The 20,873-nt window shown below is 59.8% G+C and carries 21 protein-coding genes and 1 tRNA gene; 7 read left to right on the forward strand and 15 right to left on the reverse strand.

What is annotated here, in order from left to right:
* Positions 1-41: 41 nt before the first annotated feature.
* Positions 42-1,574: an MFS transporter gene (locus FHX05_RS22920; RefSeq protein WP_183874730.1), complete on the forward strand. Its 1,533-nt coding sequence runs from the start codon at positions 42-44 to the stop codon at positions 1,572-1,574.
* A 42-nt stretch (positions 1,575-1,616) separates the two neighbouring features.
* Here FHX05_RS22920 and FHX05_RS22925 read toward each other — a convergent pair whose 3' ends face one another.
* Positions 1,617-2,513, reverse strand: coding sequence for a LysR family transcriptional regulator (locus FHX05_RS22925; protein ID WP_112412911.1), 897 nt, complete (start codon positions 2,511-2,513; stop codon positions 1,617-1,619).
* Positions 2,514-2,579: 66 nt separating this feature from the next.
* Here FHX05_RS22925 and FHX05_RS22930 point away from each other — a divergent pair, with 66 nt between their 5' ends.
* Positions 2,580-3,239, forward strand: coding sequence for an NADPH-dependent F420 reductase (locus FHX05_RS22930; RefSeq protein WP_183714999.1), 660 nt, complete (start codon positions 2,580-2,582; stop codon positions 3,237-3,239).
* A gap of 83 nt (positions 3,240-3,322) precedes the next feature.
* Here FHX05_RS22930 and FHX05_RS22935 read toward each other — a convergent pair whose 3' ends face one another.
* On the reverse strand, positions 3,323-4,153 hold the full coding sequence (locus FHX05_RS22935; RefSeq protein ID WP_183874732.1) for an aldo/keto reductase: 831 nt from the start codon (positions 4,151-4,153) through the stop codon (positions 3,323-3,325).
* 145 nt (positions 4,154-4,298) lie between these two features.
* Positions 4,299-4,847: a L,D-transpeptidase gene (locus FHX05_RS22940; RefSeq protein ID WP_183874929.1), complete on the reverse strand. Its 549-nt coding sequence runs from the start codon at positions 4,845-4,847 to the stop codon at positions 4,299-4,301.
* 148 nt (positions 4,848-4,995) lie between these two features.
* Here FHX05_RS22940 and FHX05_RS22945 point away from each other — a divergent pair, with 148 nt between their 5' ends.
* Both FHX05_RS22945 and FHX05_RS22950 read left to right on the forward strand, forming a co-directional pair.
* Positions 4,996-5,679, forward strand: coding sequence for a response regulator transcription factor (locus FHX05_RS22945; protein ID WP_069614787.1), 684 nt, complete (start codon positions 4,996-4,998; stop codon positions 5,677-5,679).
* 7 nt (positions 5,680-5,686) lie between these two features.
* Complete coding sequence (locus FHX05_RS22950) at positions 5,687-6,142, forward strand: cyclic nucleotide-binding domain-containing protein (protein WP_015341494.1); 456 nt, start codon at positions 5,687-5,689, stop codon at positions 6,140-6,142.
* Positions 6,143-6,159: 17 nt separating this feature from the next.
* Here FHX05_RS22950 and FHX05_RS22955 read toward each other — a convergent pair whose 3' ends face one another.
* The 6 genes from FHX05_RS22955 to tesB form a co-directional block, all read right to left on the reverse strand.
* Entirely contained in the window at positions 6,160-6,963 is an 804-nt protein-coding gene (locus FHX05_RS22955) for an exodeoxyribonuclease III (RefSeq protein ID WP_183874734.1), read from the reverse strand.
* Between the two features lie 199 nt (positions 6,964-7,162).
* Positions 7,163-7,831, reverse strand: coding sequence for an outer membrane lipoprotein carrier protein LolA (locus FHX05_RS22960; protein ID WP_112336295.1), 669 nt, complete (start codon positions 7,829-7,831; stop codon positions 7,163-7,165).
* Between the two features lie 135 nt (positions 7,832-7,966).
* On the reverse strand, positions 7,967-10,639 hold the full coding sequence (locus tag FHX05_RS22965) for a DNA translocase FtsK (protein ID WP_183874736.1): 2,673 nt from the start codon (positions 10,637-10,639) through the stop codon (positions 7,967-7,969).
* 274 nt (positions 10,640-10,913) lie between these two features.
* On the reverse strand, positions 10,914-12,281 hold the full coding sequence (locus tag FHX05_RS22970) for an ammonium transporter (RefSeq protein WP_183715007.1): 1,368 nt from the start codon (positions 12,279-12,281) through the stop codon (positions 10,914-10,916).
* A gap of 27 nt (positions 12,282-12,308) precedes the next feature.
* Positions 12,309-12,659 (reverse strand): P-II family nitrogen regulator, encoded by a 351-nt coding sequence (locus tag FHX05_RS22975; protein WP_015341499.1) that lies wholly within the window; start codon positions 12,657-12,659, stop codon positions 12,309-12,311.
* Positions 12,660-12,872: 213 nt separating this feature from the next.
* Entirely contained in the window at positions 12,873-13,757 is an 885-nt protein-coding gene (tesB, locus tag FHX05_RS22980) for an acyl-CoA thioesterase II (protein ID WP_112607929.1), read from the reverse strand.
* 5 nt (positions 13,758-13,762) lie between these two features.
* Between tesB and FHX05_RS22985 the strand changes: the two genes are divergently transcribed.
* Positions 13,763-15,055 (forward strand): ubiquinone biosynthesis hydroxylase, encoded by a 1,293-nt coding sequence (locus tag FHX05_RS22985; RefSeq protein ID WP_183874737.1) that lies wholly within the window; start codon positions 13,763-13,765, stop codon positions 15,053-15,055.
* A 22-nt stretch (positions 15,056-15,077) separates the two neighbouring features.
* On the opposite strand, the gene FHX05_RS22990 is transcribed toward FHX05_RS22985, so the two are convergent.
* From FHX05_RS22990 to FHX05_RS23010, 5 genes are all read right to left on the reverse strand, one after another.
* The gene (locus FHX05_RS22990) at positions 15,078-15,968 is read right to left on the reverse strand and encodes an ornithine carbamoyltransferase (protein WP_210294963.1); all 891 of its coding nucleotides are present in this window, start codon (positions 15,966-15,968) and stop codon (positions 15,078-15,080) included.
* 8 nt (positions 15,969-15,976) lie between these two features.
* On the reverse strand, positions 15,977-16,165 hold the full coding sequence (locus FHX05_RS22995; protein ID WP_015341504.1) for a Trm112 family protein: 189 nt from the start codon (positions 16,163-16,165) through the stop codon (positions 15,977-15,979).
* 10 nt (positions 16,166-16,175) lie between these two features.
* Positions 16,176-16,835, reverse strand: a complete 660-nt coding sequence (locus FHX05_RS23000) for an LON peptidase substrate-binding domain-containing protein (RefSeq protein WP_183715030.1) — start codon at positions 16,833-16,835, stop codon at positions 16,176-16,178.
* Positions 16,836-17,062: 227 nt separating this feature from the next.
* Positions 17,063-18,037 (reverse strand): thioredoxin, encoded by a 975-nt coding sequence (gene trxA, locus FHX05_RS23005; RefSeq protein ID WP_183874739.1) that lies wholly within the window; start codon positions 18,035-18,037, stop codon positions 17,063-17,065.
* A 158-nt stretch (positions 18,038-18,195) separates the two neighbouring features.
* Positions 18,196-18,705, reverse strand: a complete 510-nt coding sequence (locus FHX05_RS23010; RefSeq protein WP_183874741.1) for a prolyl-tRNA synthetase associated domain-containing protein — start codon at positions 18,703-18,705, stop codon at positions 18,196-18,198.
* Positions 18,706-18,949: 244 nt separating this feature from the next.
* Between FHX05_RS23010 and FHX05_RS23015 the strand changes: the two genes are divergently transcribed.
* Together FHX05_RS23015 and FHX05_RS23020 are read left to right on the forward strand one after the other, a co-directional pair.
* Positions 18,950-19,024: transfer RNA gene (locus tag FHX05_RS23015), tRNA-Gly, on the forward strand.
* 209 nt (positions 19,025-19,233) lie between these two features.
* A complete protein-coding gene (locus tag FHX05_RS23020) occupies positions 19,234-19,875 on the forward strand; it encodes a DUF1007 family protein (protein ID WP_183874743.1) in 642 nt (213 codons plus the stop codon).
* Between the two features lie 21 nt (positions 19,876-19,896).
* Here the strand turns inward: FHX05_RS23020 and FHX05_RS23025 are convergent, their stop codons facing one another.
* On the reverse strand, positions 19,897-20,643 hold the full coding sequence (locus tag FHX05_RS23025; protein ID WP_183874745.1) for a phosphatase PAP2 family protein: 747 nt from the start codon (positions 20,641-20,643) through the stop codon (positions 19,897-19,899).
* Positions 20,644-20,873: the final 230 nt, after the last annotated feature.

Genomic DNA, 20,873 nt, shown 5'->3' on the forward strand with positions numbered 1-20,873 from the left:
TTTGTGTAATATATAGCGTCTAACGCACGAATGAAGTGCAAATGCTGCGCGTTCCGCCATATCGCGTCGAGAGCTACCTTTCTGCCGGAAGTTTTATTAGGTCGCTAGAAATGGAGCTCGTGTTGCAGCCAATCATCGAAGATCCGGGCAAAGCCGGCCACACAAAATCAGCATCCTCGACCCGCTGGGCGCTCGCCAGCCTCTCGCTCTCCATGCTGATGCCCTCGCTTGGCACCAGCATTGCCAATATCGCTCTGCCGACGCTTGCCCAGGCATTCGATGCCTCCTTCCAGCAGGTGCAATGGATCGTGCTTGCGTATTTGCTCGCCATCACCACGCTGATCGTCAGCGTCGGAAAGTTAGGCGACATTTTCGGCCGGCGGCGCTTGCTGCTGATCGGCATAAGCCTCTTCACACTCGCCTCGCTCTTCTGCGGCGTCGCACCGACCCTCTGGCTATTGCTCGCCGCCAGAGGTCTGCAGGGCCTCGGTGCCGCCATGATGATGGCGCTGACCGTGGCGATGGTCGGCGAAACCGTGCCGAAAGAGCGGACAGGCAGCGCCATGGGCCTGCTCGGCACCATGTCCGCGATCGGCACCACGCTCGGCCCATCGCTCGGTGGCATCGTGATCGCCAGCTTCGGCTGGGAGACCATTTTCCTCATCAACGTGCCGCTCGGGATCGCAAATTTTCTGCTCGCCGCCCGCTTCCTGCCGAGGGATCGTCTGGACCGGAAGGCGAGCGAGGGTCGACTGGATACGATCGGCACCCTGCTGTTGTCCCTGACACTCGCTGCCTATGCGCTGGCCATGACCCTTGGGCACGGCAGCTTCGGTGCGCTGAATATCGGCCTGCTGTTAGCAGCAGCTTTCGGCATCGTTCTCTTTGCGGTCACTGAAACGAAAGTGGAAGCGCCGTTGTTCCGCCTTTCGATGTTCCGTGATGCATCGCTAAGCGCAGGCCTTGCCATGAGCACCCTCGTTTCCACCGTCATCATGGCGACGCTGGTGGTCGGCCCCTTCTATCTCTCCCGCAGCCTTGGCTTCGATGCAGCCCATGTCGGCGCCATCATGTCCTCCGGCCCGCTGGTGTCGGCCCTGACGGGCGTGCCGGCCGGCCGCATCGCCGATCGCTTCGGCGCCCAGCGCGTGACCATGACGGGTCTTGTCGGCATGATTGCCGGCCTCTTCCTGATAGTGATGTTGCAAGGCAGGTTCGGAACCGCCGGCTACATCGGTCCGCTGGTTGTCGTGACCGCAAACTATGCGCTCTTTCAGGCGTCCAACAACACCACCATCATGAAGGACATAAAGGCGGAGCAACGTGGCGTGATTTCCGGTATGTTGAGCCTGTCGCGAAATCTCGGCCTTATCACAGGCACAGCCGTCATGGGTGCGATCTTCACGCTGGGGTCAGGAACGAGCGATATTATCACGGCACGCCCGGAAGCCATTGCAACAGGCATGCAGATCACCTTCGCAGTCGGCGCCCTGCTCATCGTCGCGACGCTGGCCATCGCCATCGCCGGCATGGCGCGTTCAAGGCGTGATGCCCTTGCGCAAGAGGTCTCGTGAGAATGAGCCGAGAGGATGGCGGAGGATAATCCCGCCATCCGGTCACACCGGTCCGTGGTCGCCGAATTCCGCCGAAACGAAGTCGAGAAAGCTACGGAGCTTCGGCGTGATGCGGCGATCCGGCGCGTAGAGAACATGCAGCGGGCGCGTCGGCACGCTATATCCGGGCAAAAGCGGCACCAGCGCTCCCGTTTCCAAGCTCGATTGGATGAGTTCGGACGACTGCAGGATAATGCCGAGCCCTGCCAACGCGGCTTTCAGCAGCGCCTCACCATTGTCGATCATCAGCCGGCCGGAGATCGGAACGCTCACATTCCCCTCCGGTCCTTCAAAATCCCAATGAGTCCTGAGCATCGTATGCGAGAAGATCAGGCACTCATGATTTCGAAGATCATCTGGCGTGGAGGGGGTGCCGCGGGCGCGCAGATAGCTCGGCGCAGCACAGATCACCAGACGATAGGGACTGAGACGACGGGCGATCAACCCGCTGTCAGCGAGCTCACCGACGCGAAAGACTGCGTCGTAGCCCTCATCGATCAGATCCACCATGCGGTTCGTTAGCGACAGATCGATCGAAACCTCCGGATGCGCTCCCAGATATTTGGGAAGCGTTGGCGCGAGCGCATGGATACCGAACGTGACGGGGGCGTTGACCCTCAGCTTCCCGCGCGGCACGGCCCGAGTTTCCGCCGCCAGCGCCTCCGCAGCCTCGACTTCTGCCAGAATATTGCGCGAGCGCTCGTAAAACTGGCTGCCGACTTCCGTCAGGTGCTGACGACGCGTGGTCCGGTTCAAAAGCCGAACACCAAGATGCTGTTCGAGAAATTGCACATGTTTGCCGACGAGCTGTGGCGACATATTCAATGCCTCTGCCGCGGCACTGAAGGAGCCGAGCTCGACTGCCTTAACGAAAACGTTCATGCCGGAGAAGCGATCCATTAGAAACAACCCGTTTCAAGTATCGATTTATCTAGACAATTTATCCGGATATGGCGATAAATTTATATGTTTGTCAGTCACAACAAGGAGCTGATAAATATGAAAATCGCTGTCATTGGTGTCGGAAATATGGGAGCAGGACTGGCGCGTCTGCTGACCGGAGCAGGGTCTGACGTGATCATCGGCCATCGCGATCCCGCAAAGGCAGTAGCCTTTGCCGCCGAACTGGGCGCTGGCATCGAAGCGGGCGGGGTTGCCGCCGTCGTCAAGCTTGCAGATATCGTCATACTGGCGCTGCCTTATGGCGCTATCGCGGAAACGTTGAAGGAAGCCGGAAATCTCAAGGGCAAGGTGCTGATCGATATCAGCAATCCCGTTACCGCAGATTTCAGCGGCCTCGTCGTCGGGCACTCGAGCTCGGCGGCCGAAGAAATTCAGGCGCTAGCGCCCGAGGCAGCGGTGGTGAAGGCTTTCAACACGATTTTCGCACCGTTGCTGCCCGCCGAGGGACGGAACGGCAAGGTGCTGCAGGTCTTCATTGCCGGAGACGACGAGAAGGCAAAACATGCCGTATCCGACCTCGTCGAATCCATCGGCTTCGAGCCGGTCAACGCTGGTCCGCTCAGCAATGCCCGTTTCATCGAGCCGATCGGCGAGATGAACATCCACTTCGGCTTCTTTCTCGGCAAAGGACCGACTGTGGCACCGGCCTGGGTTCAGGTCTGACGGCACTCAGGACGACAGGATGACAAAAGAGGCTCGGAGTCTTCACTCCGGGCCTCCTTGCATAAACTGATGGCAACCTGCTATCAAAAGCTCGCCGTCAGCGGATCCGGACCGATGCGCCCGCCAGCCGAATCGAGCTTGGCCATGTCAGCCAGATCGTCACCGTCGAGCTTGAAATCGAAAACGTTGAGGTTTTCCTCGATGCGGCTCGGCGTCACCGATTTCGGGATGACGATTAGGCCGTTGTCGATGTGCCAGCGGATGATGATCTGTGCTGGCGTGCGGCCATGCTTGGCGGCGACCTTGCCGATGACAGCATTGCTGAGAAGCTTGCCCTGGCCGAGCGGGCTCCAGGATTCGGTCTTGATGCCGAGTTTGTCGTGAACGGCACGCAGTTCCTTCTGCTGGAAGGTGGGATGCAGCTCGATCTGGTTCAGCACGGGCGTCACGCCGGTCTCGCCGATGATACGTTCGAGATGCGCGGCGGCAAAATTGGAGACGCCGATCGAACGAGCGCGGCCTTCTTCCTTGAGACGGACGAAAGCCTTCCAGGTGTCGAGATAGCGGTTGCGATGCGGCGACGGCCAGTGGATGAGGTAGAGGTCGATATAGTCGGTGCCGAGCCGTTTCAGGCTTTCGTCGAAGGCCTTCAGCGTGGAATCGAAGCCCTGTGCCTCATTCCAGAGCTTGGTTGTGAGATAGATGTCCTTGCGGGCAACGCCGGACTGGCGCATGCCTTCGCCGACGCCATCCTCGTTGGCATAGATGGCTGCGGTATCGATATGGCGATAGCCGGCTTTCAAAGCCGTGCTGACGGCCATCGGCGCGACGTTTTCCGGCGTCTGCCAGACGCCGAGGCCGACCTGCGGAATGGAATTGCCGTCATTGAACGTGATTGTCGGTTGCGTGGTCACGATAAGTCTCCAAAGGATGAGAAGCGGGTGGAGTGAAGGCGCGATTTAAATTCTAAAAGAAAAGGGGTCGGTCTGGTCCGCAAAGGCGCACCGGTCGAAATCCCATATAGTGGAGAATATCGGGATGTTAACCCCGGGCGACCTTTCAGACAACCCGGACGGTCGTACCTCTTCGCAGTAATGGCAGGATGCGCCTCATGTCGCGCAGGCTCACCGCAACACACCCGGCCGTCGGCTCATATCCCGGCCTGATCAGGTGGAAGAAGATCGCCGAGCCGCGGTTGCGCCGGCGCGAGCGCACGTTCCAGTCCAGCACCAGGCAGATATCGTAAAGGCCGTCCTCCCGCTGCAATTCCTCGTGGCTCGGCTTGAAGGGCGCCTTCACCGGCCTGTTGTAGTTGGCATCGTCGGGTTGATCGCACCAGAGCATATCCTTCCGGATGTGCCGCATCGGCAGGGCCGTCCGCAGGAAGCGGATCCGATCGCCGCGCGTGAAGCCATAGAGCAGCTTCATGCCCGCAATCGGCGTCGCGCCGTCGCCCTCCCGCTTCAAGATGCTGCGCCCGGACCGGCCGATTGCCGCCGGCACCGTGATGCCCGCTACTTGCACCAATGCCCGCGTTTTCTTACCCGGCGCAGGCCGCACGACGATCGTCGATGCGGTCCGTCCCGCCTCCGCCCTTATCTTTTGCATTTCACTCACATGTTTTTGCTTTGCGTGTGATTTCGTTTGAAATCATAGCAGTTTCAACCAAACGACCAAGCCTGAGCCGCCTCGCGACTTGCCAAAAGTGCAATTTGGCGTAGGACTTAGGAGGAATGAGAACAAGGACCCGAACGGCATGACGGCACGCACCATTCTCCTGGTGGATGATGACAACGACCTGCGTGAGATGTTGGTCGAGCAATTATCGCTTTACGAGGAATTCAACGTCCTGCAGGAGGCGACCGCCGGAAAAGGCGTGCAGACCGCGCGCACCGTGCCCGTGGATCTCCTCATCATGGATGTCGGCCTACCCGATATGGACGGCCGCGAAGCCGTAAAGCTGCTGCGCAAGAACGGCTTCAAGCCGCCGATCATCATGCTGACGGGCCATGACACGGATTCCGACACCATTCTGGGCCTTGAAGCCGGCGCTAACGATTATGTGACAAAGCCTTTCCGCTTTGCCGTCCTCCTCGCCCGCATCCGTGCACAGCTGCGCCAGCACGAGCAGAGCGAGGATGCGACCTTTACTGTCGGACGCTATCTCTTCAAACCGAGCCAGAAGCTTTTGACCACCGAAGACGGACAGAAGATCCGCCTGACGGAAAAGGAAGCCGCCATCATCCGCTATCTCTATCGCGCCGACCAGAAGGTCGTCACCCGCGATATCCTGCTGGAGGAAGTCTGGGGCTATAATTCCGGCGTGACCACCCATACGCTCGAGACCCATGTCTACCGCCTTCGCCAGAAGATCGAGCGCGATCCCTCCAACGCCGAAATCCTGGTCACGGAAAACGGCGGCTACAAGATCATTCCATAGGCAATCGATGGCGCTGAACGACGATATTCGACTGCTGTCGCAACTGCCGCTGTTTCATGGCATGGGCGACGAGCCACTGCGACTGATCGCCTTCGGTGCCGATCGCCGCCACGTGAACGAAGGCCAGACGCTGTTCCGGGAAAAGTCGCCCGCCGAATGCGCCTATGTCATCACGCGCGGCAGTTTCGAACTCAGCACCATCGATGCTAACGGCCAGATACAGGTGGAAGCGATAGTCCAGGCCGGCACCATGCTTTCGGAGCTGGCGATGGTGACCTTGGTGGAACGGAAATATACGGCTGTTGCCGCCGAAGAATCCGACGTGATCCGCATCACCCGCGCCCTCTTTCACCGGTTGATCGAAGAATATCCAGACGCCGGCCTGCTGATCCAGAACCGCATCCGCGAAAACTTCGCCGCACTTGCCAGGCAAGCGGCCGCAATGCTCGGCCGGTTTTCCTGATAACACTCAATCCCGCTTCAGAGATTGAAATGCGCCACGACCGGCACGTGGTCGGACGGACGATCCCAGCCACGCGCCACTTTCAGAATCTCGATTCTCTGCAGATGCGGGCCGAGATCGGAGGATGACCAGATATGGTCGAGACGGCGGCCACGGTCGGCGGCCTCCCAATCCTTGGCGCGATAGCTCCACCACGTATAGAGCTTTTCGTTTTCCGGCACCTGCTGGCGCATCAGGTCGAGCCAGGCGCCGCGCTTCATCACCTCGAGCAGCCCTTCGGTCTCCACAGGCGTATGGCTGACGATCTTCAGGAGCTGCTTGTGCGACCAGACGTCGTGCTCCAGCGGAGCGATATTGAGATCGCCGACGAGGATTGCGGAGGTGTTCTGCTCGGCATTGGCATGCAGCTTCTTCATCTCCTCGATGAAATCGAGCTTGTGGCCGAATTTCGGATTGATCGTGCGATCCGGTTCGTCGCCGCCGGCCGGCACATAGAAATTATGCAGGCGAATGCGGCGGCCACCGCGCTCGAAGATGGCCGAGATGTGCCTGCTGTCGCCGACATTGCAATAATCCTGGCGGTGGTCCTCGGTCAGCGGGAAACGCGAAGCGATGGCAACGCCATGATAACCCTTCTGGCCATGAATGATGATGTGCTCATAGCCAAGCGCGCGGAGCGGCGCATAAGGAAAAAGCTCGTTCGGAACCTTGGTTTCCTGCAGGCAGAGAATATCCGGCCGGGCCTGCATGACGAACTGCTCAACGATGGGCATGCGTAGCCGCACTGAATTGATATTCCAGGTCGCAATCGAAAATCCCATGCCCGAACCTTTTCCCTAAAGCAATTCGAGGAAAAGTGCGCAGCGGTTTTCCGTCCGGAATTGCGTCAAACAGACAGCCGGATCGACTCTGCGATTCGATGAATCGCTGGTCCCTCCGGTCAGCCTAAGGCTTTAGACCGGCTGTGGCGGAAAGAAAAGCACCATTCGCCGCTTACTACGGCTCGGATGGAGACGACGCTCAGCGCGTGTAATCGATGCGGAAAACGCTGTCGTCGAAGGCGACGTTCGTCTTTACGTTGTTGATGATCACATCGGTTGTCTTGCCTTGCGGATCGATGACAGTCCATTGGCGCAGGTCATAGGACTTCGAATCGAAGATCATCGTGATGGTGGAATCGCCGAAGACCGTCCGGTTGCCGAGCGTGATCTTGGTGAGATCCGGCTGCGAATCCACATTGCGCACCATATCGGCTGAGAGGTCGATCTTGTTGGCCAGCAGCAGGCTCAGCGGCGTCTTCGACAGCTGATACATGTTCCTCGTCTGCGTCTGGTCGTTGATGACCTGCACGTTGTTCCCGTCGCAAATTACGCGCATGCGCGACGGCGGATCGTAGTTGAAGCGCATCTTGCCGGGCCGCTGGATGAAGAATGCGCCGCTCATCTGATCGCCGCGCGGGCCGATCTGCAGGAAGCCGCCCTTCATCGACTTGATGGACGAAAAATGATCGGCGATGGCCTGGGCGATGTTGGGATTGAGGGTAGCGGCCGCCGGCTGCGTCTGTGCTTGGGCCTGCGCGAAAGCCGAAACCGGCAGAGCGCCTGCCGCGCCGACAGCAACCGCAGCGCCGAGGAAATGCCGGCGGGTGAGGGAAAGTCGGCTGGACGGCTGCGCATCAAACTTTGTCATCGAATTCTCCTTCATGCTTCGTCCATGGCGCGCAAAATCGGCGTCTTCATGGCGCAACGGCCCAAGGCCGGTAAGGGCTGCGATCAAATTTCTCTGAACATAGACGGGATATGCCACACGGAAAGGTGGGTTGCCTCAGCGATCCAGGATATCGGCTTCAGTCGGAACGAGAATTTCGCGCTTGCCGGCATGGTTGGCCGGGCCGATCAGGCCCTCCTGCTCCATGCGCTCGATCAGCGACGCCGCACGATTGTAGCCGATGCCGAGACGGCGCTGGATATAGGAGGTCGAGGCCTTGCCGTCACGCAGCACAATCGCAACCGCCTGATCGTAGGGATCCTCCGAATCGGAAAGATTGGAGGTGCCGACCGGGCCATGGCCGTCATCGTCCTCGTCGTCATCAGCGGTAATGGCATCGAGATATTGCGGCGCGCCCTGTGTCTTCAGATAGGCGACGATATCCTCCACCTCGCCATCTGAGACAAAAGGTCCGTGGACGCGCTGGATGCGCCCGCCGCCGGCCATATAGAGCATGTCGCCCATGCCGAGGAGTTGTTCGGCCCCCTGCTCGCCGAGGATGGTGCGGCTGTCGATCTTCGACGTTACCTGGAAGGAGATGCGGGTCGGGAAATTCGCCTTAATCGTGCCGGTAATGACATCCACGGACGGGCGCTGCGTTGCCATAATGACATGGATGCCAGCCGCACGTGCCATCTGCGCCAGACGCTGCACGGCACCTTCGATATCCTTGCCGGCGACCATCATCAGGTCGGCCATTTCGTCGATGATGACGACGATATAGGGCATGGGCTTCAGGTCGAATTCTTCCGTCTCATAGATCGCCTCGCCGGTCTGGCGGTCGAAGCCGGTCTGCACGGTCCGGCTGATCGCCTCGCCCTTGGCGACGGCCTGCTCGACGCGGCTGTTGAAGCCGTCGATGTTGCGCACGCCGATCTTCGACATCTTCTTGTAGCGCTCTTCCATCTCGCGGACGGTCCATTTGAGCGCAACCACGGCCTTCTTCGGGTCGGTGACGACAGGCGACAAGAGGTGCGGAATGCCGTCATAGACGGAGAGTTCGAGCATCTTCGGATCGATCATGATCAGGCGGCATTGCTCGGGCGTCATGCGGTAGAGCAGCGACAGGATCATGGTATTGATCGCAACAGATTTACCCGAGCCGGTAGTGCCAGCAACAAGCAGATGCGGCATCTTGGCGAGGTCGGCAATCACGGGCTCGCCGCCGATCGTCTTACCGAGCGACATCGCAAGCTTTGCCTTGGAGGTCTCGAAATCCCGGCTGGCTATGAGCTCGCGCAGATAGACCGTCTCGCGCGTCGAGTTTGGCAGCTCGATGCCGATCGCATTGCGGCCGGGAACGACGGCGACGCGGGCAGCGATCGCGCTCATCGAACGGGCGATATCATCAGCAAGGCCGATGACGCGGGACGACTTGATGCCTGGCGCCGGCTCCAGCTCATAGAGCGTGACGACCGGACCGGGGCGGACGTGAATGATTTCGCCCTTGACGCCGAAATCCTCCAGCACGCCTTCGAGCATGCGAGCATTCTGCTCCAGCGCATCTGCAGAGAGCGTTGCATCGCGGGCGACGGCCTTCGGCTCGGCAAGCAGATGGACTGCGGGAAGCTGGAAACCATAGGGACGAATGAAGGAAGTCTGCGCCTCCCGCTCAGCCCGCGCTCCAGGCTTCGGGCGCGGAGCGGCTGGGGTGACGCGATGGCCGGCGGCAGCTCCCTTCGATGCAGCCGGGGCTAACGGCCAATCTTCATCCTCATCGTCAGGCAGAATATCGGCAGGACGCCGCGGATCGCGATCATAAAGGGAATCCTCGTCCTCATCCTCGTCATCGCCGAGGCTGATCGAGGGCGCGGAAACGACGCGCCGGGCCGCGGGGCCATCCATGGACGGCTCGAGACGGTCACCGCGCACCATCGGCGCCTTGGCACGCACGGGCTCGTTCAGCGTACCGAATTCGTCATCATTGAAATCGTAAGGCGCGTCGAAGGCATGGTCGCGGCGCTTGCGTGGACCCATGCCGAACAGCCGGCGCAAGCGGGCCTGCGTGTTATACCAGGCATGCATGACTGCTCCGAAGGCCATGAAATTGCCAAGGAAGCTGCCGCGGTCGTCATCCTCGTCCACGTCGCCCACCCGACGGGCGCGGCTGCGGGTTTCCTCGTAATCGTCCTCATCCTCCTCGTCTTCCACGAGATTTTCGCCGATGACGCCGGAGGCAAAGAGCATGAGCCAAATGGCCGGGACGGCGAGAACCGAACCGATGATGATGGCGACGACACCGCTCGGATAGGTGCCGATGAAAAGGGCCGGGAGGCGTAGCAGAAGATCACCGACGACACCGCCGATGCCGTTAGGGATCGGCCAAGTCGGCGGAGCGGGAAAGCAGGCGATCGAGCCGGCTGCGACGATGCAGCCGCCGAACCAGGCGCCGAGGCGCGAGGGTACCCGATGAAGCTTGCGGTTGGTGATCAAAGCAAAGGCCCAGGCGACGACGGGCAGCATCGCCAGAAGCGAGGTGAGGCCGAGCGACTGCATCATGACGTCGGCAAAGGCGGCGCCGGGAAAGCCGAGCAGGTTGGTCGGCGCATTGGCAGTTGCGTAGGAATAGCTGGGGTCCATGACGTTCCAGGTCGCCAGCGCCGCAACGGCGAGCGCCAGCAGGAACAATATTCCAAAGCCCGACAGCCCCTTGATCTGACGCCAAACCACGCTCGAAAGCGATAAACGGTCGGGGCGACCGCTCAACGCCGCCGAATTGCTTCTGCCCATGATATCAAGCCCCGTTCCAGTCCAAAGCGCAAGCGAATCGGTCTATGCCCACTCACCGGCAGGTTAGCCATACCTAATCAGAGGAGGGTTAATGGCATGTTAACCATGCATGCCGAGCCGGGAGATTACGGGGCTTTCGCCACTGGATGTAATCGCACCAAAGAAAAGGGCCCGAACCGAGGTCCGGGCCAAGAGCGGCCTATTTGCGATGAAACAGGACGCGACGGGATATTGAGCGAAACCGGAGAGTTTGCTCCGATTTCGCAAGCTCCGATCAGGAATTGTGGTAGGCGGCTTCGCCGTGCGAGGCGAGGTCGAGACCTTCGCGCTCGGCTTCCGGAGCGACGCGCAGACCGATGATGACATCGACGACCTTGTAGAGGATCGCCGAGCCGATGCCGCACCACAGGATGGTCGTGACGACGGCGGTCAGCTGGACGACGACCTGGCTGCTCATGGTGACGCCTTCGGCATAGCCGACGCCACCGAGCGAGGCGCTGGCGAAGACGCCGGTTGCGATGGCGCCGAAGATGCCGCCGATGCAGTGCACGCCGAAGACGTCAGCCGTGTCGTCATAGCCGAACTTGTTCTTCACGACCGAGACGAAGAAGTAGCAGAGCGGCGAGACGATAAGGCCCATGACGATCGCGCCCATCGGACCGGCGATGCCGGCTGCAGGCGTGATGGCGACGAGGCCGGCAACCATGCCCGAAGCGCCGCCGAGCATGGAGGCCTTGCCGCGGGTGAAGGTTTCGACCAGCGACCAGGAGATGATGGCGGCTGCGGTTGCGATGAAGGTGTTGACGGTTGCGAGCATTGCGCCGCCGGATGCTTCAAGGTTCGAGCCGGCATTGAAGCCGAACCAGCCGACCCAGAGCATGGATGCGCCGACCATGGTCAGCGTCATGGAATGCGGAGCCATCATGTCCTTGCCAAAGCCGACGCGCTTGCCGACGAGGATGGCGCCGACGATGCCTGCGATACCGGCATTGATGTGAACGACAGTACCGCCTGCGAAATCGAGCGCGCCCATCTTGAAGAGCATGCCGTTGGAATCCCACACCATGTGAGCGATCGGGAAGTAGACGAAGGTCGCCCACAGCGCGCAGAAGAGCACGGCCGCGCCGAACTTGATGCGCTCGGCGAAGGCACCGATGATCAGGGCCGGCGTGATGGCGGCAAAGGTCATCTGGAACAGCATGAAGATGAACTCAGGAATGACGACGCCCTTGGAGAAGGTTGCAGCCGTCGTCGAGGTCGAAACGCCCGACAGGAACATCTTGGCCGTGCCGCCCCAATAGGGGCTGGTGCCGCCGCCGAAGGCGAAGGAGTAGCCGTAGAGAACCCAGATGATCATCACGACGGCGCCGATCATCGTGCACTGCATCAGGACCGAGAGCATGTTTTTGGCGCGGACAAGACCGCCATAGAACAGCGCAAGGCCCGGAACGAGCATGAAGAGCACGAGAATGGTGGAGATGAACATGAAGGCGGTGTCGCCCTTGTCCGGAACCGGAGCGGCGGCGGTCGCAGCCGCAGCAGCCGGGGCGGCCTCCTGCGCAAAGGCGATCGCCGGCGCAAGCAAGGCCGCAGAAAGCGCGCCCACCCGTGTCAGGGCAGAGGAAAGCTTGGAAAATGACATGCAAATAACTCCCTGGTCCGCCGTGTCTTACAGCGCTTCTGAATCGGTTTCGCCCGTACGGATGCGCACGGCATGGTCAATGGAATAGACAAAGATCTTGCCGTCGCCGATCTGGCCGGTCTTGGCGGCCGACGCAATGGCCTCGACGGCCTTGTCGACGGTTTCGGATGCGACTGCGACTTCGATCTTCAGCTTCGGCAGGAAGCTCACGGCATATTCGGTGCCGCGATAGATCTCGGTATGCCCCTTCTGGCGCCCGTAGCCCTTCACTTCGGTCACAGTCAGGCCCTGGATGCCGACAGCCGTGAGGGCCTCACGGACCTCATCGAGCTTGAACGGCTTGATAATGGCCATCACAATTTTCATCTGGTTTCCCATCCTTTGTTAGCCTCGGCGCGGAGCCGACTCTCCTTGCCGCCGACGAGTGTTTCTGCAGCGACTGGCCATACACATTCAAAGGGCGTGCCAGATTCGTGACACATTTATAACGTATTGAAATAAAACAGATTTATTGCGCAGAACCAATAAAGCGGCATTTCTCGCCAAAAGAGCAGCACAAATAAAGTGCAATTTTATAAAATTGCACTTTATTTAATCATTTGCCTTTTTACGAATCAGGCCTTCCTGCGCTACCGACGCAATCAGGATACCGGATCGCGTAAACAGGCTGCCGCGCGTAAATCCGCGGGCGCCGGAGGCGCTCGGGCTCTCCTGGCTGTAGAGCAGCCAGTCATCGAGCTTGAACGGTCGATGGAACCACATGGCGTGGTCGAGGCTCGCCACCTGGACGGTCGGGTCCAAGACCGATGTGCCATGCGCGTTCAGGGAAACATCGAGCAGCGTCATGTCGGAGAGATAGGCGAGCACCGCATTCTGGTAGAGCCGGTCATCCGGCACCGGTCCCGTCACCCGAACCCAGATATTCTGCCGCTGGCTCGGCTGTGCGCGGGAGAAATAGCTCTCGATCGACACCGGCCTGATTTCGATCGCCCGCTTGCGCTCCCAGTAGCGGCGGACGTTCTCCGGCGCGTGGGCGAGATAGCGCTGTTTCACCTGCTCCTCGTCCATCAGCTCCTCCGGCATCGGCACATCAGGCATATCGCTCTGATGTTCGAAGCCGGGCTCGTCGACCTGGAAAGATGCGGTCAGCGCAAAAATCGCCTTGCCATGCTGGATGGCCAGCACGCGCCGCGTATTGAAGCTCGAGCCATCGCGCAGGCGATCGACCTGATAAAGGATCGGCACCGAAGGATCGCCCGGCAGCATGAAATAGGCATGCAGCGAATGCGCGAAGCGATCGCCATCCAGAGTTCTCTGCGCCGCCATCAGCGCCTGGCCGATGACCTGCCCGCCGAAGACGCGCTGCCAGCCGACCTGCGGGCTCTTGCCGCGAAATAGGTTCATCTCGATCGTTTCGAGATCGAGCGTCGCCAACACGGTTTCCATCGGGGTGAGCTTCTCGGTCTCTCGCGACATTTTGCTTGAACTCCCATGGTAGGAACCGTCAACAGGATGCTCTATATAGAGCAGGACGCGATAGTAAGACACAGGGAAGCACTATGTTGGACATGCTGGTAGTGGGTGGCGGATATGTGGGTCTTGCCGCAGCAGTCGCAGTCAAGCAGGCCGCACCTCACCTCGACGTGATGATCGTGGAAGCCGCTCCCGAAACCGCTTGGAAGAAGGATATGCGGGCATCGGCGATCATCGCCGCCGCCTCGAAGATGCTCGATGTTCTCGGTGTCTGGAACGAAATCGCGCCTGAGGCCGAGCCGATCACCCGCATGATCGTCACCGATTCGCGCACCGGCGATCCCGTCCGCCCGGTCTTCCTCACCTTCGACGGCGAAGTCGCCGAGGGTCAGCCCTTCGCCCATATGGTTTCGAATATGACCATGGTCGGGGCGCTTCGCGGCGCCTGTGAGCGCTTGGGCATCCCGATCAAGCATGGCCTCAGCGCCACGGATTTCGTCACCGACGACAACAAGACCACGCTCACCCTCTCGGATGGCAGCACCCTGGAAACGCGGCTTCTGGTCGCCTGCGACGGCGTGCGCTCCAAGCTGCGCGACATGGCCGGTATCAAGACCGTCAATTGGAATTACGGCCAGTCCGGCATCGTCGTCACCGTCGAGCATGAGCGCCCGCATGGCGGCTGCGCCGAGGAGCATTTCCTGCCCTCCGGCCCCTTCGCCATCCTGCCCTTGAAGAACAACCGCTCCTCGCTTGTCTGGACGGAGCGCACCCCCGATGCCGAACGACTGGTCGCCTCGGACGATCTCGTCTTCGAGGAGGAGCTGGAACGCCGCTTCGGCCACAAGCTCGGCGCACTCACCACCGTCGGCGAGCGCCGCGCCTTCCCGCTCGGCCTCACGCTTGCCCGCGCCTTTGTCGCGCCGCGCTTCGCGCTCGCAGGGGACGCAGCTCACGGCATCCATCCGATCTCCGGCCAGGGCCTCAATCTCGGCTTCAAGGATGTGGCGGCCCTTGCCGAAACCATCGTCGAGGCCGATCGCCTCGGCCTCGACATCGGCTCGATCAACACCCTCGAGCGCTACCAGACCTGGCGCCGCTTCGACACCTTCCGCATGGGGGTGACGACCGACGTGCTGAACCGGCTCTTCTCCAACGACAACACACCGCTGCGCATCGCCCGCGACTTCGGGCTAGGGATCGTCGACCGCCTGCCCAGCCTCAAATCCTTCTTCATCGGCCAAGCGGCCGGCACGACGGCAAAGGACAATCCGCGGCTACTGGCGGGCGAGGCGATTTGAAGCGAGACCGAAATTTCCGCCGTTAGGCAATAAGCAGTTCCATCAGCGCATTTTGCGCGTGCAAAAGAAAAGCCTTCGCTGTCAGACTTTGGCAAGCGGAATGTGTCATGGCATCGACTGTCACTTCCTGACCCCGGGTAACCGGTGGACAAGGAAGGAAGATCGCGTTGGGACGTCCTCGGTCGAGAAGAGAAGCCGATATCTGGAAATCGATCAATTCCGCTTCCTCGCAACCGGGCGGCCACGAGTCGGTAATGATCACATCCGCATCTAACAACTCCCCCATATCGGTACTTGTCCTAAAGTTCGGATTTAAAAGTCCAGGATCTGTGAGATGCCATTTCTCAGGATAGATCTGTGTGACCTGAATCGGTAAAGAAATCGAAGCTTCGACCCATGATCGGAGAATGTTGGCATCCGGCGCCACGACGACGACTGTCAGGCCGTCTGTGGTTCCTCTTACGCTTTTTATGTAGGCGAGATCACCGAGCGTCTCGCAAGGATGGTTGGATTTTGTGAGAGCATTGATAACGGGAGCGCTCGCGCCGCTGGCAAGCTTCTGAAGTGCGGCTAACTCTTTCGTACGAACGATCAACAGGTCGAACCAATTGTCGAGGTAGCCAGCCAGGTCGCTGGTAGTTTCATGGAGATTAAGGCTGATCGGAACGGTGACGCAGATGCCGCCCATCGCTTGCACGCCGAGATCGAACGCTGTCGTATTTCTCCAGCCGCCGTCGTCTATGATGAGCCCAACGCGTTTTCCTTCCATGGTACGCGGCATTGCCCGCCTTGACCACGCATCCGCCAGGACGCTTGCGCGGTCGATAATTGATAGCACAGTGTCCAAAGGCAGGTCGTGAAATTTAAGAAAGTCTTGGCGTGTTTCTAAAAGCACCGGTGACCCAGATTTCAAGGTGAACCTCAATCTTCGATACGTCTTGCTTCCGAAATCAGCATGATCGGAATGCCGTCGCGGATCGGATAGGCAAGGCGCCCCTTTTCCGAGATCAGCTCGTTCTTTTCTCGATCGTAACTTAGCGACCCCTTGGTCAGCGGGCAGACGAGGAGATCGAGCAGTTTCGGGTCGACTTTGCTGACCGTAACATCCATCGGCAAGCTCCTACTGCATCAGCGAATCAGTGTCGCCGGAGCCGGCCAGCACGATCTTGACGATGGCGATGAAGGTTTCGGCGCGGGTTTTGAGATCCGGGGCTTCGAGAAGAGCCTGCTTTTCGGCCGGATCGAAGGGCGCCATCATCGAGAGCGAATTGACCAGCATCATATTGTCGGCTCGCTCGACGCTTTCCCAATCCGCCTCCAGCTTGTTGGCTTCCAGATAGGCCCGGAAGGCCGAAAGCAGTGCGGCGCGGTCGACCGTATCCTCTTCATGGTGCGACTTGAGGTCGGAGATGAAAGGCGTGATGCGGAAGGTGCGATAGGGCTGATGCGTGGTGATTTCATCCATCAGCCGGAAACGGCATATGCCGGTCAGTGCGGCGATATAACGTCCGTCGCCGGTTTCGGCGATGGAGGTGATGCGTCCCAGGCAGCCGACATGCGAAAGGTTCGGCGATTCGGCGGGCTCGGAAAGGGCGGGCTGCACGATACCGATCAGCCTGTTGCCGGCGATCGCCGCATCGAACATGGCAAGATAGCGCGGCTCGAAGACATTGAGCGGCAATTGCGCCCCGGGCAACAGCAAAGCACCGGACAAGGGAAAGACAGCAACCGATTCGGGCAGATCGCTTGGCTTCAAATATCTGGCATTGCCGACTTGCATCTCTTCCATCCCGCTAGAACACCGCGCTGCCGGCCACGGTGGGCCGCACAGGAACGACACACATCGCGGTCGCTTCCATCCCGCGCCACGTCGTCAGACAATGTGAGCCCGTCTGCCGAAAACACAAGAGTATTTTAGCCGAGGTGCCGATACGCCGCGTTCATCTAAACCAAACGATCGCGCGAAATGTTTCGCACGATCGCTATCCACATCAGGAAAACAGGCTCTTACGAAAACAGAATGGAGGAAAGCTTGCGCCGTGCCGCGATCGTGGCCGGGTCCTTGGCGCCCCATACCTCGAAGAACTCCAGGAGCTGGCGGCGCGCGCCGTCATCGTCGTAGCTGCGATCCTTGCGCATGACGGTCAGAAGATGTTCGGCCGCCTCTTCGCGCTTGCCTTCGACATTGCGGATCTTGGCGAGCTTGATGCGCTGCTCGTGATTGTCGGGATTGAGGGCAAGCTCATGCTCGATCGCCACGGGATCGCCAAGCTTGCGGGCCTCGTCGATCTGGTCGAGCTTCTTCACCACGGCCTGGATGCCGGCATCGTTGGCGAGGGTCTCCGGCAGGTCGGCAAGCGCTTCGCGGGCACGCTGGCTCTGGCCAGCGGCGATCATGCATTCCGCCATGCCGGCGAGCGCCTTGGCATTTTCAGGATCCGCCTGCAGCACCGCGCCGAAGAGCTCGGCGGCACCATTGACATCACCGGCGGCAAGCACGCCGCTCGCCTCTTCCAGAACGGCGGCTATCTCCGCCGCCTGATCGTCCGCACCGCCCGCTGGGCCGCCGAGACGATCGATGAACTGGCGAACCTGGCTCTCGGGAACAGCACCCATGAAACCATCGGCCGGACGGCCATCGACGAAGGCGATGACGGCCGGGATCGACTGGATGCCCAGCTGACCGGCGATCGAGGGATGATCGTCGATGTTCATCTTGACCAGCTTGACGCGCCCCTGGGCCTCAGTGACCACCTTTTCGAGAACCGGCGTCAGCTGCTTGCACGGGCCGCACCAGGGCGCCCAGAAATCAACCAGCACCGGTTGCCGGCGTGATTCTTCGATAACATCCTTGGCGAAGTTGGCAGTCGTCGTGTCCTTGATCGGCGAAGCGCCACCGGCTGCCGGCGCGCCGCCGTAGGATGCCGAGGCCGACATCTGCCCGCCGAAGGAAGCGTTGTAGGGATTGTTCGAACCGCTCATGAGTGTCTCCCGCCTGCCGGCATCCTTGATCTTATGGAGAGCATGATTTCCAAACGAACCGATAAAGTTCGTTTGGCAGCACGCCGAATGGAATGGTCAAAGCACACGGACAGCCCGAAGAGAAGCCGCCTGCCATATCTTAGCGCTAAAATCGTACGTTAGCTCGTCACTTTCAAGACTAGCGGCGCATGACCCGTCGCCTCCATGAAGCGCAGGAGGTCGCCGCTGGCAATCGACGTCGTCGCATCGTTCGACAGGGGATGGCAGTTGATGATGTCATGCGCCATCAAATCGGCATCGAGGACGAAGGTAACGTTGTTGGCGACGTCGTTGATCGCACCGAAGGCCGTAACCGAGCCCGGAATGACGCCGAGATATTCCATCAGCTTTTCCGGCTTGCCGAAGGACACCTTGCTCGCCGCACCGATCTGGGTGTGAACGGTCTTCAGATCGACGGTCGCATTCTCCTCGACGGTCAACAGGAAGAAATTGTCCTTCTTGTCCTTCACGAACAGGTTCTTCGTATGGCCGCCAGGAATCTCGTCGCGCAGCGACACCGATTCGGCGACGGTGAAGACTGGAGCGTGGTCCTTGGTCGTATGGCTAATGCCGAGCTCGTCCAGGAATCGGAAAAGATCGTCGCGGGTTTTTGGAGTGGTCTCAGTCATGACGTCTCGCAATGAAAAATGGTTCGCCCCTGATAAGTCGCTCACAATTTCATTGCAATCTTCGAGACGGCAAAGCCCGGCGTTTCCGGGCTTTCCGAGAGCTTATGGAAAGAAGATGCATTTTTTCTTCGCGAACTCGTCATTTCCCTGTTGCATTTGAAAAATGGTTAGGCCATATAGCGCCCGTCGCCGCAAGACGACGCCCAGCGGTCCAACACACTACCCCGGATCGCGACGGGAATGAGCGGGTGTAGCTCAGGGGTAGAGCACAACCTTGCCAAGGTTGGGGTCGAGGGTTCGAATCCCTTCGCCCGCTCCAGTTTTCCAGATTTTCCTCCGAAGAGAAAAAGTCACGGCTCAGGCCGAGGCTGGTATTTTGCCGAAAAGGCGAGTTTCCTTATTCCCGTTTCCTTTCCTTGCATCTATGCCTTGCCCACACGCGAAGGGTCTCAAATCAGTCTCATTTGACGTTCAGGTCTGCGCATCGGATAGACCGGACGAAACGCGGTAGCTGCTCGCATGAAAAGCATGAAAACAAAGATTTCCCTGCTGATTGCGATGCTGTCGCTTCTACCCATTCCCGCATTTGCCCATCCGCATATCTTCATCGATGCCAAGTTCGAGGTCGTCTCGGCGCCCGATGGCTCGATCAGCGAGCTGCGCAACGTCTGGAGCTTCGACGAGGTGTTCACCTCCTCTGTACTCATGGATTACGGCAAGAGCGGCGACCAAGGTTTGAGCGCGAGCGAGCTCAAGGCGGTCGGCAAGACGGTGCGGGATTCGCTGGCGCAATATGGTTACTATACGAACGTCACCAGCAACGGCAAAGCGGTACCGATGGCCAAACCGGACGCGGTTGAGGCCAATTACAAGGATGGTTCGCTGACGCTGACCTTTTCGCTGAAGCCGGAGCAGAAGACTTTCCTCAAGGGAACCACCATCTTCGGCATCTACGACAAGACGCTCTATACGGCCGTCGATTTCGCCACCGACAACGATTTGACCACGTCGGGGCCGGCTTTAGGCCGCTGCAAGCGCAAGGTGATCAGGCCCAACCCGAAGGAAGTCATGGCGGAAAACCAGGCCGCGCTGACCAGCATGTTCTTCAGCGACCCCAAGGGCACGGACTACTCGCTGCTGGTCGCGACGCGGCTCGAAGTCCAGTGCTGATCCTGCAAGGGGCACATTCTCTCATTTGAAAGGCGGACCATCGTCTTCGGCAGACCCCTTGTCCCTTGGCCCAGCCGATATGTAGCGGCGGGCGATGAGCCAGCAGGCGAGCGCCCAGGTCGCGCCGGCGCACCAGCCGCCGAGAACGTCGGTCGGATAATGCACGCCGAGATAGACCCGGCTCGCGCCGATCATCAATGTCAGCAGGATACCGGCCGCGACGATGAAGACGCGCGTCGAACGATAGGTCCGCGTGCCTGAGATCAGCGCGGCGAGGGTCAGATAGGTCACGGCCGAAACCATCGCATGGCCGCTTGGAAAACTCAGATCCTGCACCTCGACCAGATGCGGTACGATATCCGGACGCGCCCGCGCGACGCCGATCTTCAACGCCGTGCTCAATGCCCATCCGCCCAGGACCGAAGCGAGGATGAAAATGGCGATGGAGCGCTGCCGGTCGAGAAGCAGATAGATCGTCACGAGCGCCGTCATCAGCGCGAGCACCGTCGTCCCGCCGAGGCTGGTAATGTCCTTGACGGCATGGGTGAGCCATCCCGGCCCGATCGGCATGTCAAGGTTCCCGGGCTGACGAAGCGCTAGCAATATCGCCTCGTCGAACCCCTTCGTGCTGCCTTCGAGCACCTCTCCTGTGAGATAGATGAACAGAAGAATGCCGCCCGAAAGCGCGGCGAACATCACGAGCAGCAAGGGCTCGTAGCGGTTCAACCATCCAGAAATGCCCGATGTGCCGAATGGCCGATCCTTCATGCGCTGAAACCTGCCTTGAGTGCTCTCATATCGTTCGTCCACCATCGATAGCGGACAAAGCCTATCTAGGAACAAAACGCGCAGCTTCCAATCGATGAAAGCCGGAACGATATATTCGGCGGCGCATGCGCTTCAGGTTCGTGAAATAAAACCTCTCTATCTTGACGGGAATTGTCGCAGGCACGGCGGCAGCCACGACAGGATGTGGCCTGCTTCGCTTTCTGCCGAAG

Source organism: Rhizobium sp. BK491 (assembly GCF_014194925.1).
Taxonomy (GTDB): Bacteria; Pseudomonadota; Alphaproteobacteria; order Rhizobiales; family Rhizobiaceae; genus Rhizobium.